Source organism: Pseudomonas sp. B21-040 (assembly GCF_024748695.1).
Classification (GTDB): Bacteria; Pseudomonadota; Gammaproteobacteria; order Pseudomonadales; family Pseudomonadaceae; genus Aquipseudomonas.
This window is the reverse complement of the sequence record NZ_CP087176.1, coordinates 5160211-5177625: the sequence shown is the minus strand read 5'-3', so window position 1 is coordinate 5177625 and position 17415 is coordinate 5160211. Positions and strand designations below refer to the sequence as shown.

At 60.5% G+C, this 17415-nt stretch carries 11 protein-coding genes and 3 pseudogenes; 3 read left to right on the top strand and 11 right to left on the bottom strand.

What is annotated here, in order from left to right:
* Positions 1–25: 25 nt before the first annotated feature.
* The gene (arcD, locus tag LOY55_RS23770) at positions 26–1453 is read right to left on the bottom strand and encodes an arginine-ornithine antiporter (RefSeq protein ID WP_046032046.1); all 1428 of its coding nucleotides are present in this window, start codon (positions 1451–1453) and stop codon (positions 26–28) included.
* A gap of 461 nt (positions 1454–1914) precedes the next feature.
* Between arcD (LOY55_RS23770) and arcD (LOY55_RS23765) the strand changes: the two genes are divergently transcribed.
* Positions 1915–3342 (top strand): arginine-ornithine antiporter, encoded by a 1428-nt coding sequence (gene arcD / locus LOY55_RS23765; protein WP_223525675.1) that lies wholly within the window; start codon positions 1915–1917, stop codon positions 3340–3342.
* Entirely contained in the window at positions 3339–4202 is an 864-nt protein-coding gene (locus LOY55_RS23760) for a DNA-3-methyladenine glycosylase (protein WP_223525674.1), read from the top strand. The genes arcD (LOY55_RS23765) and LOY55_RS23760 overlap by 4 nt, the downstream gene beginning before the upstream one ends.
* A gap of 104 nt (positions 4203–4306) precedes the next feature.
* On the opposite strand, the gene LOY55_RS23755 is transcribed toward LOY55_RS23760, so the two are convergent.
* The 10 genes and pseudogenes from LOY55_RS23755 to gap form a co-directional block, all read right to left on the bottom strand.
* Positions 4307–5638 (bottom strand): CoA transferase, encoded by a 1332-nt coding sequence (locus LOY55_RS23755; RefSeq protein WP_223525673.1) that lies wholly within the window; start codon positions 5636–5638, stop codon positions 4307–4309.
* Between the two features lie 201 nt (positions 5639–5839).
* Positions 5840–6367 (bottom strand): annotated as a pseudogene (locus LOY55_RS31285) (methyl-accepting chemotaxis protein); the annotation flags it as partial.
* A 378-nt stretch (positions 6368–6745) separates the two neighbouring features.
* Positions 6746–7720: pseudogene (locus LOY55_RS31280) on the bottom strand (chemotaxis protein); the annotation flags it as partial.
* 442 nt (positions 7721–8162) lie between these two features.
* On the bottom strand, positions 8163–8558 hold the full coding sequence (locus LOY55_RS23745) for a YbaN family protein (protein ID WP_109785081.1): 396 nt from the start codon (positions 8556–8558) through the stop codon (positions 8163–8165).
* Positions 8559–8695: 137 nt separating this feature from the next.
* The gene (locus tag LOY55_RS23740) at positions 8696–9304 is read right to left on the bottom strand and encodes a biliverdin-producing heme oxygenase (protein WP_109785082.1); all 609 of its coding nucleotides are present in this window, start codon (positions 9302–9304) and stop codon (positions 8696–8698) included.
* 114 nt (positions 9305–9418) lie between these two features.
* The gene (locus LOY55_RS23735; RefSeq protein WP_258666961.1) at positions 9419–11983 is read right to left on the bottom strand and encodes a TonB-dependent receptor; all 2565 of its coding nucleotides are present in this window, start codon (positions 11981–11983) and stop codon (positions 9419–9421) included.
* A gap of 122 nt (positions 11984–12105) precedes the next feature.
* Entirely contained in the window at positions 12106–13071 is a 966-nt protein-coding gene (locus tag LOY55_RS23730) for a FecR domain-containing protein (RefSeq protein WP_258666959.1), read from the bottom strand.
* A gap of 83 nt (positions 13072–13154) precedes the next feature.
* Positions 13155–13673: an RNA polymerase sigma factor gene (locus LOY55_RS23725; protein ID WP_077431387.1), complete on the bottom strand. Its 519-nt coding sequence runs from the start codon at positions 13671–13673 to the stop codon at positions 13155–13157.
* A 76-nt stretch (positions 13674–13749) separates the two neighbouring features.
* A complete protein-coding gene (locus LOY55_RS23720) occupies positions 13750–14214 on the bottom strand; it encodes a methylglyoxal synthase (RefSeq protein ID WP_046032036.1) in 465 nt (154 codons plus the stop codon).
* A gap of 17 nt (positions 14215–14231) precedes the next feature.
* Positions 14232–15233: a type I glyceraldehyde-3-phosphate dehydrogenase gene (gap, locus tag LOY55_RS23715; protein WP_077431389.1), complete on the bottom strand. Its 1002-nt coding sequence runs from the start codon at positions 15231–15233 to the stop codon at positions 14232–14234.
* A 220-nt stretch (positions 15234–15453) separates the two neighbouring features.
* On the opposite strand from gap, the pseudogene edd reads away from it, so the two are divergent.
* A pseudogene (edd, locus tag LOY55_RS23710) lies at positions 15454–16857 on the top strand (phosphogluconate dehydratase); the annotation flags it as partial.
* Between the last annotated feature and the right edge of the window lie 558 nt (positions 16858–17415).

The following is a 17415-nucleotide window of genomic DNA, read 5'->3' as shown; positions in this document are numbered from 1 at the left end:
CTCCAGATGACAAATTATTCAGGTGTTACAGGGTCAGGAAGCCGGAATACAGCCCATAGGCCGCCACCACGGCGCCTATGATTACGGCTGCAAAAATCAGCTTCTCGACGTTGGTGAAAACAGGTTTGCCCAGTTCACGCTTGGCCTTGGCGAACAGGATTACGCCGGGCGCATAGAGCAGGGCGGACAGCAGCAGGTATTTGGTGCCGCCGGCGTAGACCAGCCAGACCGCGTAGATCACCGAGATGGCGCCGATCAACAGGTCCTTGGTGCGCTCGCCCGAGTCGTTTTCGTAAGTCTCGCCGCGCACCGCCAGCAGCAGCGCATATGCCGCCGACCACAGGTAAGGCACCAGAATCATCGACGTGGCGAGGTAGATCAGCGACAGGTAAGTACTGGCCGAAAACAGCGTGATGATCAGGAACAGCTGCACCATCGCGTTGGTCAGCCACAGGGCGTTGACCGGCACATGGTTGGCGTTTTCCTTGCGCAGGAACTCCGGCATGGTGTGGTCCTTGGCCGCGGCGAACATGATCTCCGCACACAGCAGCACCCACGACAGCAACGCCCCCAGCAGCGAGATGATCAGGCCTACGCTGATCAGCACCGCGCCCCAGTGACCGACCACGTGCTCCAGCACGGCCGCCATCGACGGGTTCTGCAGCTTGGCCAGTTCCGGTTGAGTCATGATGCCCAGCGACAGCACGTTCACCAGCACCAGAAACAGCAGCACAGTGATGAAACCGATGACGGTGGCTTTACCTACATCGGTGCGTTTTTCTGCGCGGGCCGAGAAAATGCTCGCGCCCTCGATGCCGATGAACACCCAGACGGTGACCAGCATCATCTTGCGTACCTGGTTCATCACGCTGCCCAGGTCCGGGTTTTTCACGCCCCAGATGTCAGCGGTGAAGATGTCCAGTTTGAAGGCGAAAATCGCGATCAACACAAACAGCACCAGCGGCACGATCTTGGCGACCGTGGTCACCAGGTTGATGAATGCTGCTTCCTTGATCCCCCGCAACACGAGGAAATGCACGCCCCAGAGCAGCAACGATGCACCGATCACGGCAGCCACCGTGTTGCCTTCACCGAAAATCGGGAAGAAGTAACCCAGGGTGCTGAACAAGAGTACGAAGTACCCGACGTTGCCCAACCACGCACTGATCCAGTAACCCCAGGCGGAAGAGAAACCCATGTAGTCGCCGAAACCGGCCTTGGCGTAGGCGTATACCCCGCCGTCCAGATCAGGCTTTCGGTTGGCCAGGGTCTGGAAGACAAACGCCAGGGTCAGCATGCCGACGGCGGTGATGGCCCAGCCGATCAGTACGGCGCCAACGTCAGCACTGGCGGCCATGTTTTGTGGCAAGGAGAAGATCCCGCCACCAATCATTGAGCCGACAACCAGAGCAACCAACGCGCCAAGTTTCAGTTTTGCGGGGGATTCAGACATCGCATGACTCCAGTGCAGGAGAAGAGAGACAACAGAGTAGTTCTGTTAGCTGTTCGAACATCTGACTTAGATCAGTGCATGAACACATTCCATTGTTAATTAAAGACTTTTGGATGCTTTTCGGTCCGGATACGGATCGCCGGAGAAGCCTAATCCAGAGGCCTCGCTCAGAGCTAGCCGGAATAAGCGAGCTTTGGTGGCGATCTTTAAGTTAGTTCTTTTTGGCGTTTCCGCAAATATTTGGCGCCTGTTTTTGGTACGGAATTGATTTATTAGGATTAACCCACAAAATCGCTCTTTGCCATGACGGCCATAGAATGTTCGGTTATAAATAAATGACCGTGACATGGCGTTATCTAATAAACGTTATTACGCTGTATCTATTTAGTTAAAACCCGTCATGTGACGGTTTTATAACCATGGTCGCCCGGCCGCATTTGGAAAAAAGTGGAGACGCAGGAATGTCACAACCGACGCAAAAGCTTCGCCTGAGCGCGTTGATCGCCCTGGTGGTGGGTTCGATGGTTGGCGGGGGGATCTTCTCGTTGCCGCAGAACATGGCGGCGCGAGCCGATGCGGGGGCGGTGCTGATCGGATGGGCCATCACTGCGGTCGGCATGCTGACCCTGGCGTTCGTCTTCCAGACCCTGGCCAATCGCAAGCCTGAACTGGATTCCGGGGTGTATGCCTACGCCAAGGCCGGCTTCGGCGACTACATGGGATTTTCCTCCGCTTGGGGTTACTGGATCAGCGCCTGGCTGGGCAACGTCGGTTATTTCGTGTTGCTGTTCAGCACCCTCGGTTATTTCTTTCCGGTCTTTGGCCAGGGCAACACACCCGTCGCCATCGGCTGTGCCTCGGTGCTGCTGTGGGCCGTGCATTTCCTGGTGATGCGCGGGATCAAGGAGGCGGCGTTCATCAATCAAGTGACCACCGTGGCCAAGATCGTGCCGCTGATCATGTTCATCGTCATCGCCGCCGTCGCTTTCAAGGCGGACATTTTTACCCGGGACATCTGGGGACGCAGCAACCCGGATTTTGGCGGGGTGATGGACCAGGTGCGCAACATGATGCTGGTGACGGTGTTCGTCTTCATCGGGATCGAGGGCGCCAGTGTCTACTCGGCCCGGGCGGAGAAACGTTCGGACGTGGGACGGGCGACGGTCATCGGTTTTATCGGGGTGCTGGCCTTGCTGGTGCTGGTGAACGTGTTGTCGCTGGGCATCATGAGCCAGCCAGAATTGGCCAACCTGCAGAACCCGTCGCTGGCGGCCGTGCTGGAACATATCGTCGGGCCCTGGGGGGCGTTGCTGATCAGCGTTGGCCTGGCGATATCGCTGCTGGGGGCTTTGCTGTCCTGGGCGCTGCTGTGTGCCGAGATCCTGTTCGCCACGGCCAAAGACAAGACCATGCCCGCCTTCCTGAAAAAGGAAAACGCCAACCACGTGCCGGTGAATGCGCTGTGGCTGACCAACGTGATGATCCAGCTCTTTCTGCTGATCACGCTGTTTTCCGCCGGCACTTACACCAGCCTGATCTACCTCGCGTCGTCGATGATTCTGGTGCCGTACCTGTGGTCGGCAGCGTATGCGGTGTTGTTGAGCGGGCGCGGCGAAACCTACGAGCACGCCAGCGCCGAGCGCACCAAGGACCTGATGATCGGCGGTATCGCGCTGGGGTATGCGGTGTGGTTGCTGTATGCCGGCGGGGTCAAATATTTGCTGCTGTCGGCGTTGTTGTATGCGCCGGGGGTGATTCTGTTCGCCAAGGCCAAGCATGAGCAAGGCGAGCCATTGTTCACGCATGTCGAGAAGGGCATTTTTACCTGCGTCATGATTGGTGCCGGGTTGGCCGCGTATGGTCTGTACAGCGGGTTGCTGTCGTTGTGAGGTTGTTGCTGGCCTATCAGCCGCCGTATGACTGGTCGGCGATGCTGGGATTTTTGTCGGTGCGGGCGGTGGCCGGGATGGAGGCCGTGGCCGACGGGGTCTACTCGCGCAGCATCGGGTTGAACGGTGTCTACGGTACGTTTTCGATAGGACCGACAGACGCTGACGCCCTTGAACTGACTCTGGATTTTCCGGATGCGATGGCCGTGCCCGGGATCGTGGCGCGGCTGCGTCGGATGTTTGATCTGGATGCGGATTTGCCAGCGATCCACCGCCAGTTGACACGGGAACCGTTGATGAAGCGCCTGATTGCCCAGCGTCCGGGCTTACGGGTGCCGGGTGCCTGGGATGGATTGGAGTTGGCGATTCGAGCGGTGTTGGGGCAACAGATCACCGTGGGCGCGGCGATCCACCTGGCGGGCAAGCTCGTGGCGCAGTATGGCGCGCCGTTGCAGTCGCCGCTGGCGGGATTGACCCATGTGTTTCCTGAGTCGGCCGTGTTGGCGAACGCGGATCTGGCGGCATTGGGCATGCCGAAAAGCCGGGGGCGAACCTTGTCCGGTGTGGCTCAGGCGTTGCGGGATGATCCTCGGTTGTTTGAGCCGGGCCGAGAAGATGGAGTGGCGCGGCTACTCGCCTTGCACGGGATTGGTGACTGGACGGCGCAGTACATTGCGTTGCGCCAGTTGCGCGAGCCGGATGCGTTTCCGTCTGGGGATGTGGGATTGATCAAGGCACTGGCAGCGCTGGAAAGCGGGCCGGTGACCGCGCGGGATTTGTTGTCGCGAGCCGAGGCGTGGCGACCTTATCGAGGGTATGCGGCGCAGTTGCTCTGGACATCACTCAGCCGCTCTGACTGAGCTGTTTGTTCTGGCCCCATCGCGGGCAAGCCCGCTCCCACAGTGGATCTGTGCCGATCACAAAACCTGTGGGAGCGGGCTTGCCCGCGATGGGGCCAGAATCATCACCACCACTGCGCGCGATGGGAACCCAACTCTGTCGCGGGTAGCCCCCACTGCAACGGTGTTCCGGTGATTTTCAGCGGCACATGAAGCCGATGCGCCGGCCCCCAAGGCGTCTGCTCAATCACGATCCCTTGATCGTTGTCATCCTCTGCCCGCAACGGTTCTTGCACCCCGGCACCCTGTTCAATCAACAGTTTCGCCGTCCGCGCCAACGACAACCGCGCCGAACCCCCACGCCCCAATAAAATGACAGCCGCAGCCGCCATCAAATACCCGGTGGCGTGATCGAGCGCCTGCACCGGCAAGGGTGTCGGTTTGTCCGCGTGTTTCCACTGCATCCCGGCGTCGCAAATCCCGCTGCTCATCTGCACCAGGCTGTCGAAGCCACGGCGGTTCTGCCACGGGCCGCTCCAGCCATAGGCGTTGAGGCTGACATCCAGCAGGCCCGGCGCCAGTGTCCGGCGCTCGGCAACGCCATAGCCCAAGCGTTCCAGTGCATCGGCGCGGTAACCGTGCAAAAGGATGTCCGCTTCCTTGAGCAGGGTTTCGAATACAGCGCGATCATCTTTACTGTGCAGATCCAAGCGCGCACAGCGTTTGCCCAAGGTCACCTCCGGTACCACGCCGGGTTCGTTCCAGGTCGGCGGGTCAATGCGCAGCACCTGCGCACCGAGGCCCGCGAGAAAACGGCTGGCGACCGGACCTGCCAGCACGCGGGTCAAATCCAGCACCTTGATCCCGGCCAGTGGCTGGGCCACGGAGCCGCGCCACGCTTTGGCGGGGTGGCCGCTGGCGTCGCTGAACTGAATCAATGGCTCGGCGTTGACGGCCAACCCTTGCGGGTGCCGCTGCCATTGCGCCCACGTGCGCATTTCGGCGGCGCAGCCCCCGGCGTCGACCACCGCCTGCTCCAGAGCGCTTTTGGCCCAATGCGCCACTTTGCTCGCCATCGCCGCGCGGTCAACGCAGGTGCCAAGCACGCTTTCAGCCGCTACCCGGTGATGGGGGGCGTTGGTGTGCAGGCGGATCCAGCCGTCATTCGTCGCGTAGTCACCGGCCACCGGGTTCCACATCGGCGGGACGCTCCAGCCGACGGGGCGGATCGACGTGGCGAACCAGAAAGAGGCAAGGCGGTGGTCGACTTCAACCCCCGGCAAGCGACCGGTGTGCTGCCGCAATAGCTCGCTGACAGCCTGTCCGGCGGCGGCAATGCTGGCGCAGGCCAGATCGGTCACGGCAAACGCCGAGGGCAGGGCGCCGCTCGACGTGAAAGGTATGGGGGTGTGAGGCAAGCCGAGTGCGGCTTGAATGGACGTGAGTAAATCAGTCATCGAAGGCCCTCCGGAACGAGAGCCCGAGCATAGTTCAAAACGGCTGACAGACCAGATGATCGTTCCCACGCTCTGCGTGGGAATGCCTCAATGGACGCTCTGCGTCCGCTTTTGGGACGCAGAGCGTCCCGGGCTGCATTCCCACGCAGAGCGTGGGAACGATCCTGTCGCGGGCAAGCCTTGCTCCTACAGGAACGGGAATTACACCCGGAACTGATCCATCAATTTCATCTGGTGCGTGGTCAGCGAGTTGAGATGGCTGCTGATCTGCGCCGATTCGGTGGCTTGGCCGGTCAGGGTTTCGGTGACGGTGCGGATCGCCGAGACGTTGCGGTTGACCTCTTCGGCCACTGCGCTTTGCTGTTCGGCAGCGCTGGCGATTTGCAGGTTCATGTCGCTGATCACCGTCACTGCATCACTGATTTTGCCCAGGGCCTGGACCGCTTGCTGGATCTGCCCAGCGTTGTTGTGGGCCTGGGTCTGGCTCGAATGCATGGTGGCGACCACGCCACGCGTGCCGCTCTGGATGCGCTCGATCACCTGGCGAATTTCTTCCACCGAATCCTGCGTGCGTTTGGCCAGGTTGCGCACCTCGTCGGCCACCACCGCAAACCCGCGACCGCTTTCACCGGCACGGGCCGCTTCAATCGCGGCGTTGAGCGCCAGCAGGTTGGTTTGTTCGGCAATGCTGCGGATCACTTCCAGCACCGAACCGATCTGCTCACTGTTGACCGCCAACGCTTCGACTTCGGTCACCGCTTTGCTGACTTCGTCCGCCAGTTGATTGATGTCGCGGGTGCTGCGCTCGATGATCTGCATGCCATCTCGGGCCGATTGGTCGGCACCTTTGGCCGCACTGGCGGCGTTCGAGGCACTGTTGGCAACGTCGTGGGCGGTGGCGCTCATTTCGTTGGACGCGGTGGCGACCTGGTCGATTTCACGGAACTGCACTTGCATGCCTTCGCTGGTCTGACGGGCGATTTCCGAAGACTGGTCGGCCGTGCCGCGGGCGTCGGTGATGCTTTGCTTGATCTGCGCGATGGTCGGTTGCAGCTTGTCGAGGAAGCGATTGAACCAGCTGACCAGTTCACCCAATTCGTCTTTCTTGCTGTAGTTCAAACGCTGGGTCAGGTCGCCGTCGCCGCTGGCAATCGCCTTGAGCATGTCGGCCACGCTGTTGATCGGGCGGGTCACGCCCGACGCGGTGAGCCAGATCAGCAGCAAGCCGCCCAAACCAGCAATGACGGCACCCAGCACCGCTTTGATCGTGCCGCTTTGCTGGGCGTCATCGAGCACCGCTTGCAGTTTCACCGAGTCGGCCAGCAACACTTGTTTGGGCAAGTCGATCACCACGGCCCAGGTTTTCGCGTCAGTGATGGGGCTGACCGGGTAGACCGCGCGGATCAGGTCGCCTTGCTGAAGAATCTTCGGCGCTCCGCTGCCGAGCAATTGCAGGATGTCCCTGCCGTCCGCGCCGAGGGTGTCGCCGATGCTCTTGCCGACTTTACCGGCGTCGACACTGTAGGCCGCGAGCACGCCTGTGCCGGAGACGATCAGCATGTGCCCGGCGCTGTTGAACAGTTCACGCTGGGAGTCGACCGCCGCCGCTTGCAGGGCATCTAGCGCGATGTCGACACCGACCACGCCGATGGACTTGCCATCCACCAGCAGCGGTACGGAAATGGTGGTCATCAACACTTCTGTTTTGTTAGCGCCGACGGTATCGGCGTAGGGGTCGAGCAGGCAGGTACGCTTGCTGTCCCGCGGGCAGGTGTACCAGACGTTGTAGGGTGTGCCGCTGAGGTTCAGGGTGGTTTTGGTCATGTCCTCTTCGACCATGATTGTGTTGAGCGCCTCGCCCCCTGCACGGCTCCAATACGTGGCGAATCGCCCGGCTTCGTTGGACTGGCGGACCGCATCATTGACGAACTCGCTGTCCTTGCCATCCAGCCCGTTGGGCTCGAACGCCAGCCAGATCCCCAGCACTTTGCTGTTGCGCTCGAACGCGGTTTTCAGGTTCTGGTTCAACTCTTCACGCAGGGCGCCGGCGTCAAGCGAGCGCTTGGCCGCCAGGGTGCGCATGTCCTTGATCTGATCGGCCAGGGCCGTCACCACCGTCAGCGTTTCACCGAAGGTCTTCTGCACTCGCACCGCTTGTTCGGCAGCTTTGGCTTGCAGCAGGCTCTGCACGCTGTCGGTGAGCATTTTGCTGCTGGAGGCGTTGACCAGATCATCGTTCTGATTGGTCTGGTAAATGTTCATGCCGACGATCAAGACGACCACGCCGAGCAGGCAAAGACCGGAGAGCAAAACGATTTTCAGACGGATAGAGAGGGAGTCGAACATAGGGCGAACTCACAAATGGATGAAGTGTTGGCAAGGAGTCGAAACCGACTCGGTACGCCAAATCCATTTAGCGCCATTCAATGCACATCGGCGCTTTGTGAAGGTTGCATGAACGCAAGTCGACGAACGGTAGTGGTTGACCGTTTGCGCAGGAAAATGCCCTGAAAAGAGCTGAATTTCAGGAAATTCTCGGTACTGATTCCGGTCGCGACCAGATCCACAGATTGCCCAGGCTCATGCCGGCAATCGCCAGGTAAATCGTCCAGCCGTGATCGAGCATCACCAGCATCAGCGTGGCGCACAGCAACATGCTGACGGTGGCACTGACTTTGGCTCGACGGGCGATGATCTTGCCGTTGCGCCAGTTGCGCAGGATCGAACCGAACAGCCGATGGTTTTCCAGCCAGGCACTCAAGCGCGGCGAACTGCGGGTCGCGGCCCAGGCGGCGAGCAGGATGAATTCGGTGGTGGGCAGGCCGGGCACGACGATGGCGATCAGGCCGATACCGAGGCTGATGTAGGCCAGCAGGCCGAAGAGCAGGCGGGAGATTTTTGAAGAGGAGGGCTGAGGCATTGGTCTCAAGGGCACGGGAGTGAGGCGGACCTGTGGGAGCGGGCTTGCCCGCGATGACGGTCTACCCTTCAACAAAGATGCTGAATGTCACATTACAATCGCGGGCAAGCCCGCTCCCACAGGATATTTGTTTGGCTTCAGGCCGGTTCGGCTGCGGTGGCGTAAGCCTGTTCCAGCAACACGGTAAACCGGTTGAACGCGTCGATGGCGCCTTTGTCCAGATCGGCTTCTTCCTGTGCGCTGAGCGTCAGGCCATCCAGCGTCTTCACGAAACTTTTCCAGCCTTCAGCGCGACCACCGGTTGGTTCGCCAAGATGGCGGGCGCCGAAGGTTTCACTCAAGCCCAGGCCAACGGCTCGCTTGATCAGGAACGCCGCGCCGAGCTTCGACCCTTCGGAAACGAACAGCCAGCCCAGCGCTTCGGCCTGGGTCGGGTTCTTCACGGCACCGGCGACGGCGGCCGGCACTTCGGTTTCCAGATCAGCGAGGTCAGCCTTGGCCGCTTCGGCACGGCAACGGGCCGGCAGGTCGGGAACAATCGCGGTCAGTGCGGCATCGTTGTACAGCGACACCAGTTCCGACTGGAACAGGTACTGAGCGACCACGAAACGGGCGAAGTTGGCCTGGGTTTCAAACGGCGCGTGGGCTTTGACCAGGGCATCAAGTTTGGTATGCGGTTCGTGGGTGATCTGGTTCAAACGTTGCGAACGCAGAGCAGGGCGTTGAGCGGTGTCCTGAGAGGTCATGAGAAATCCTTGAGAAATGGAGGCGCTTGGTAACGAGACGAATCAGCAGGCGCGCGACAGTAAAAAATTTTCACTGTGCAGCTTTTACTGGGCTGCACAGTGAGTCGGGCGGGATCAGATATCCCAGACCAGATTGACCGCGAAGTTGCGACCCGGCTGGGTCAGGCGGTCGAGGTTGGCCGGCTGAGTCACCGAGGCTTCGCCGACGCTGTCGTAGCCGCGTACGTCATCCCATTGCCAGTACTTTTTGTTGGTCAGGTTGTAGAGGCCGGCGTTGACGGTCACGTCGTCGGTCACCTTGTAGAAACCGGCCAGGTCGAGCACGCCATAACCCGGTGTCTTGAACTGGGTGCTGGTGCCATCAGGGGTCTTGAAGCTGGTGCTGTCGACGCGGGTCTTGCGCTTGACCAGTGTCCAGTTCAGCAGGGCGCCGTAGTTGTCCTGGTCGTAACCCAGGCCGAACACGCCGGTCAGCGGGTTGATACTGTTCAGCGGCTGACCGGTGTCATCGTTACGACCGTACTGGTAGGCCGCCGAGCCTTGGGTATAGAGGCCGTTCGGAGCGCCGAAGTTGTCCAGGTTCAGGCGACCCTTGAGCTCCACACCTTTGATGGTCGCGTGGGCGATGTTGTTGCTCTGGAACGTGGTCTCGGTGTAGCCGGGCGTAATGGCGTTCTCGTCGATGAAGTCGCGGTATTTGTTGTAGAACACCGCTACATCTAACGTGCCGGCCTCGAACTGACCGCGCAGGCCGGTTTCATAGCTCTTGCTCTTTTCCGGTTCCAGGTCCGGGTTAGGGGCGACCTGATAGCCGCCCGCGAGGTTTTCGAAGCGACCATACAAAGCCTTGGCCGTCGGCGTGCGGAAGCCTTCGGCGTATTGGCCATACCAGGTGTAGTTGTCGTTGAAGCGGTAGGTGGTGCCGAGTTTTGGCGACAGTTGATGCCAGGTTTTGGTGTCTTCGCTCACGACGCCGTTGCCGCTCTGGTCGGCGGTGGCCAGGAACTCATCGGTGACGTGCGGCTTGAGTTGGGTGTAGTCGTAACGAGCACCGGGCAGGAAGGTCCAGTTGCCCCAGCTGATCTGATCCTGGGCAAACAGGCTGTAAGTGTTGATCGTCGGATCGGGGAAATCGCTCGCCGGTTTCAGGGTGTCGGCGGGGCTCGCGGCACCGATGACCCGGCAGGAACCGGCCACGGTCAGACAGGTGCCGGTGCCGGTACGCAGGCCGGTGACTTTGTCCTGTTTGATGGTCGTGCCGTAGGTGACGAGGTGAGCGGTGTCGGCAATGGCGAATGACTTGTCAGCCTGGACATCGAACACCCACTGGCGATCTTTGTAGTTGGTGTCGCGGTTGCGCAGCACGGTGCGCGAAGGTGCGTAGATTTCCTGGGTGCTCTGGTCGGCCTTGGCGATCTGATAGTTCAGGGTCCACTTGATGTTGTCTGCCAGGGCGCTGTCCAGACCAAAGTTATGATCCAGGCCAAAACGTTCGCGAGTGATCGTGTCGTTCCCGGTACGGGATTTATAGAAGCCGAAACCACGCCCGGCGTTGAACGGGCCGCCCACCGCGCTCAACTGGTTGGTGTCGCTGTCGGCCTTGTAGTTTTCGTAAGTCAGACCAAAGCGCGCGTCGTCGGCGTAATCCCAGCCCAGCTTGGCCAGTACGCTGGTGGTGCGCACGTCCTCAGGGTTGGCCTCGGTGCGGTTCAGGCCGGTGCCACCGGTTTCGCCGTAAGACTCTGTTTCATGACCGTTGCGCTGGCTCAGGTGCAGCAGGCCGTCGAACTCGCCGGTACGGCCGGCCACGGTGCCGGAGGTCAGCCAGCTTTCATCGGCCGAGCTGTAACCGGTTTTGAGGCGCGCGCCGACGTCCTTGCCAGGTTTGATGATGTCATCCGGGTCCAGCGTGTAGTAGCTGACAGCGCCGCCGATGGCGTTGCTGCCATACAACACCGACGCGGGGCCCCGGAGGATTTCCACGCGTTTGACGATTTCCGGGTCGACGTAGTTGCGGTTGGTCTGGGCATACGGGCCGTTGAAGAAACTGTCCGGCACTTGCACCCCATCGACCTGGGTCAATACGCGATCGCCGTCGATGCCACGGATGTTGTAGCCCGTGAGACCGGCGCGCTGGCCTGTGCCGCCCACCGAAACGCCCGGTTCATAGCGCACCAGTTCCTTGATGTTATTGACGTTGTTGCGGTCCAGGTCTTCACGGGTATAAACGCTGACTGTGCTCGGTACGCTGTTCACGTCCTGTTCATTACGGGTGGCGCTGATCGTGACCTGGTCCAGGTTGATCGCGCCGTTGTTGCTGCGTTTCTCCAGCACAATGTTGCTGGTGCCCAGTTTGCGATAGCTCAGGTTGGTCCCCACCAACAGGCGATCGAGGGCTTTTTCCGGCGGCAACGAACCGCGTACGCCCTGGGAAGCCACGCCTTCCGCCAGCTCTGCCGGCAAGCCGACTTGCCAACCTGTCACGGCGGTAAAGGCATTGAGTGCCGACACCAGCGACTGAGCAGGGATGGCGAACGAATAATCACCCATGTTGCGGGTCGACGGCTCGGCCGCCGTGGCGGCCATGAGCGGCGCGGCACCGGCCATGAGGATGGCGGCGGTCAGCAGCGACAGCACGCAGGAAGGTGAAGAGGACTGGCGGGTAAGGCGAGAGGACATCGATAGCGCTCCGTGTCGCACGAATCTTTATAGGTGCTGATTGGCATTTAGAGATGCGAATCAATTGCATTGGCTATAACGAGACGAACGAACGTGTGCTATCGAGTAAAAATAATTCTCATTTAGTTCAGGATGACTAAAGCGGGGAATTCCTGAAGCCGTGCGGAGGTGATGTGTGCCAGCGAGCGGACCACATCCAGCGGTTGGTCGAGACGGTAATTGCCGGTCACCGCGACGTCGGCCAATTGCTCGTTGTTGTTGATGATCCAGCCCGGATAGTAGCGACGCAGCTCTGCCAGTACCTGGCTCAGCGGGCAGTTCTCGAACACCAGTCGACCCTGGACCCAGGCCAATTCGGTGGCGGCATCGAGCTTGGCGGGCCGGTCGAAACCGTTGGGGCCGATACGAATGCTTTCACCGGCGCTGAGGCGCACACGCGTATCGTCGTGCGTCGCCCGCAAGTCGACATCCCCGCGCTGCACCCGAACCTGCGTCACGCCGTCCAGATAACGCACGGCAAACGCGGTATCGCGCACGCTGGCCGTAACGGGCCCTGCGTCGATTTCCAATGGCTGGCCACGACTGGCTTGCACTTCGAAAAACGCTTCGCCCTGATACAACCTGGCCACGCGCTGTTGATCGTTGATGGTGCTGGAAAACGCCGAGTCGGTATTGAGCAGCACTTTGGAGCCGTCCTCCAATTGCAGGCGCTGGCGTTCACCTATCACGGTCAAGTGGTCGGCCTGAAGGCGCATCGGCAGGTTGCTGAAACTGAACAGGCCGAGGATCAACACGGCGGCCGTCGCCAAGGGTTTCCAGTGCGGACGCAGGCGCGACAGGACGGTTACTTTCGGCGGCCGGGCGGCCAGTTGTTGTGCGCATTGCACCACTTGCGGGCCATCCCAGATCGCCTGCGCCTTGGCGAACGCCTCGGCATGCAGCGGATCAGCAGCCAGCCAGTCATGAAACGCCTGGGTCTGGTCTTCGCTCGGGCTGCCCAGCACGATCAGCCAGTCCAGGGCCTGGTCCATCGCGTTGGCGGGGTCCCTGGCCGGCGAGGGCGAAGGGGAGCGGTGGGTGTCCGTCACGGTGTTTCCTCGGCAGTGTCTGTGCACGGCTGTTTTTTTAGTGAGGCTTGGAAGTGGGGCAAGGGTAACAAAGCCTGACGAACTCAGTCGCCGTTTGAGCGCTCGGCGACGCCGATGCAGATCGTCATGATCAGCTTCAGTTCCTTCTGCACAGTACTCAACGAGACGCCGAGCTTCTCGGCGATCTCCAGATAACTGTGTCCGTTCAGGCGGCTGAGGATAAAAATCTGCTGCTGACGATGGCTCAGTTCACCGAGGCTCACGTTCAAACGCTCCAGCAATTGTTCGGCATGGACGGCATCTTCGGCGCTGCTGGTAGGGGCGGCGATGCTTTCCACCACGTCCAGCGGCACGTCGTCGAGCAGGGTGCGGGACTGAATGCGACGCGCGCGCAAATGGTCCAGCGCCAGGTTGCGGGCGGTCTGGAACACGAAGGGTTCGAGGTGATCGATGGGCCGTTCACCCAGCGCGCGAGTCACTCGCAGGTAGGTCTCCTGCAGGAGGTCTTCGGCGGTGCTGTGATTGTTGACCATCCGCTCCAACGTGCGCAGCAGCGAAACGCGCTGGGCGATGAAGACATGATTGAAGCGCGATTGACTCACGGGGGAACCTGATCCATTTCGAGCGAATGATAATGCTTATCATCCGCTCGGATGGTCAAGTACTGATTGTGAGGGGTTACGCTCGGCCGGATAAATACGTCGCGTAATCGGGGATGCGATGTTCGTGTGCCTGATCCATCAACGGGCTGCTGAGCAGGTAGTCGGCGCTGCATTCATTGCACGCCACCGGAATGTTCCAGACCGCCGCCACGCGCAGCAAAGCCTTGATGTCCGGGTCGTGGGGTTGCGGCTCGAACGGGTCCCAGAAAAACACCAGCAGGTCGACGCGCTGCTCGGCGATGCGTGCGCCGAGCTGTTGGTCACCGCCTAGGGGGCCGCTGATCATGCTTTCCACCGGCAGGTCGAGGCGTTGTTGTAATAACAACCCGGTGGTGCCGGTGGCGAGCAGTTCATGTTGCGCGAGTTTGTCTTTGTGCCGTTCGGCCCAGTCCAGCAAAAACACTTTGCAGTGGTCATGGGCGACCAAGGCGATACGCTTGCGCGCCGCCAAGGTCTTTTGCGTAAAACTGATACCGATCATCGGTGACTGCTCCGGGCTTATTCAGCGTTGCACAACGCCAGGCAGTTATCGAGCATGCGGTTGGAGAAGCCCCATTCGTTGTCGTACCAGGCCAACACCTTGAGCAGCTTGCCGCTGGACTTGGTGTGGTTGGCGTCGAAGATCGACGACAGCGGGTTGTGGTTGAAGTCGCTGGAAACCAGCGGCAGGGTGTTGTACCCGAGAATCTTCGAATGCTGGCTGGCTTCTTTCATCAGCGCATTCACTTCATCGGCCGATGCTTCACGCTTGAGCTGAACGGTCAGGTCCACCAGCGACACATTGATCACGGGCACGCGAACGGCCATGCCGGTCAGCTTGCCCGCCAGTTCCGGCAGGACGAGGCCGACGGCTTCAGCGGCACCGGTCTTGCTCGGGATCATGTTCTGGGTGGCGGAACGGGCGCGGTACGGGTCGGTGTGATAGACGTCGGTCAGGTTTTGATCGTTGGTGTAGGCGTGGATCGTGGTCATCAGACCGCTCTCGATCCCGAGTTCACGGTGCAGCACCTGAGCGACCGGGGCCAGGCAGTTGGTGGTGCACGACGCGTTGGAAATGATTTGGTGGTGTTGGCGCAAAATGTCGTGGTTAACCCCATACACCACGGTGGCGTCGGCGCCTTTGGCCGGGGCCGAGATGATGACTTTGCGCGCGCCGGCCGTAATATGCGCGGCGGCTTTGGCGCGGTCGGTGAACAGACCGGTGCATTCGAACACGACATCAATCTTTTCTGCAGCCCAGGGCAGTTCGGCGGGGTTGCGAATGGCGCTGACGGCGATGCGGTCGCCGTTGACGGTCAGGCTCTCCTGGTCGTGCTGGACATCGGCGTCGAACGTGCCGTGAACAGTGTCGTACTTGAGCAGATGAGCGTTGATCGCGCTGTCACCCAAATCATTGATGGCAACGATCTGCAGGTCCTGACGATAGCCTTGGGTATACAGTGCGCGTAAGACGTTGCGGCCAATTCGGCCAAAACCATTGATTGCGATTCGAAGAGTCATTTAACAGGGCCGCCGTCGTTTTGTTGTTGGAATTACAAGATTATTCGCATAAAAATAGAAAACAAGCCTTTTTAATGGCAATATTTTGTTCAATCTACAACGAGTGACCTGAACAAACTGGTCCGACCGATCAAGAAAACCGTCTGTCATCCCAATCACAACGGTCCTTGTTCAGCATAGACAATCAGGTCGCCACATCCGTTAGCCTGGAGTTCTACACATGCATCCCCGCGTCCTTGAGGTCACCGAACGGCTTATCGCCCGTAGCCGCGCCACACGTGAGGCCTACCTTGCTTTGATTCGCGGTGCGGCCAGCGACGGTCCGATGCGCGGCAAGCTGCAATGCGCCAACTTCGCCCACGGCGTGGCGGGTTGCGGTACGGAAGACAAGAACAGTCTGCGGATGATGAACTCCGCCAACATCGCGATAGTTTCGTCATATAACGACATGCTCTCGGCACACCAGCCGTATGAAGTCTTCCCGGAACAGATCAAAAGAGCGCTGCGCGAGATCGGTTCGGTCGGCCAGTTTGCCGGCGGCACCCCGGCCATGTGCGACGGCGTGACCCAGGGCGAGCCGGGCATGGAACTGAGCTTGCCGAGCCGCGAAGTGATCGCGATGTCCACCGCCGTGGCGTTGTCCCACAACATGTTCGACGGCGCGCTGATGCTCGGCATCTGCGACAAGATCGTGCCGGGCCTGATGATGGGGGCTTTGCGTTTCGGTCATCTGCCGACGATTTTTGTGCCGGGCGGGCCGATGGTCTCGGGCATTTCCAACAAGCAGAAAGCCGATGTGCGCCAGCGCTACGCCGAAGGCAAGGCCAGCCGTGAAGAACTGCTGGAATCGGAAATGAATTCCTACCACAGCCCTGGCACCTGCACGTTCTACGGCACCGCCAACACTAACCAATTGCTGATGGAAGTCATGGGCCTGCACTTGCCGGGCGCCTCCTTCGTCAACCCGAACACGCCACTGCGTGATGCCTTGACTCGCGAAGCGGCGCATCAGGTCACGCGTCTGACCAAGCAGAATGGCGACTTCATGCCAATCGGCGAAATCGTCGACGAGCGTTCGCTGGTCAACTCCATCGTGGCGCTGCATGCCACGGGCGGCTCGACCAACCACACCTTGCACATGCCGGCCATCGCCATGGCGGCGGGTATCCAGTTGACCTGGCAGGACATGGCCGATCTCTCCGAAGTCGTGCCGACCCTGAGCCACGTCTACCCGAACGGCAAAGCCGACATCAACCACTTCCAGGCGGCGGGCGGCATGTCGTTCTTGATCCGCGAACTGCTGGACGCCGGGCTGCTCCACGAAAACGTCAACACCGTGCTGGGTCACGGCCTGCGCCGTTACACCATGGAACCGTTCCTCGATAACGGCGAACTGGTCTGGCGCGAAGGCGTGACCGACAGCCTCGACGAAAGCATCCTGCGCCCGGTCGCTCGTGCGTTCTCGCCAGAAGGCGGTTTGCGCGTGATGGAAGGCAACCTGGGCCGCGGCGTGATGAAAGTATCGGCCGTAGCCTTGGAAAACCAGATCGTCGAAGCACCGGCGATGGTGTTCCAGGATCAGCAGGACCTGGCCGATGCGTTCAAGGCCGGTTTGCTGGGGAGAAAGGAGTAACGGTCGCGAGGAAGGAAGCGGCCAACGGCCTGTGCGTGAGGAGCTGGCAATAGGGGAAGCGAGGCGCGGCCAGGAATGGCCACGGGGGGCGCAACCCTGACGACAAAAGGGAAGGCACCGGGGGGAAAAAAATAGCCAAATATGACAGGGCCAGCGGCTAAATTACCGGTCCGGCACTATTTCCTGGGGGCGTTGCGGTGCCGGGAATCGGGCTTTCAAAGTGCGCGGGTGCCGGACGGGCGTATGCTCGTAGTTGGGTCGTTCCTTGCTCTAGATTCATGCGGATTCTGTCGTCATGTCCGGCCCGGCTCTTCTGGCCGGGGGGTCCTGGAACCCTCTTCGCGTGTGCGCGGCGTCCCCCCGTGCGGCGTGAGACTGGTGACGGGTCGGAAGATAGTGTGGCTTTGGAGCTGTCTGCTGGCGATGGGCGTCGTACAAGTTCCTAGTGCAAACCTGTGACTTGGGGTAGACTCTACGGTGGCCGCTCCGCTGCAGCTTTGCAAACGTGTGCCCCTCCGGGGGGGTGCCTCTGGCTGTTTCCGCGTCCTG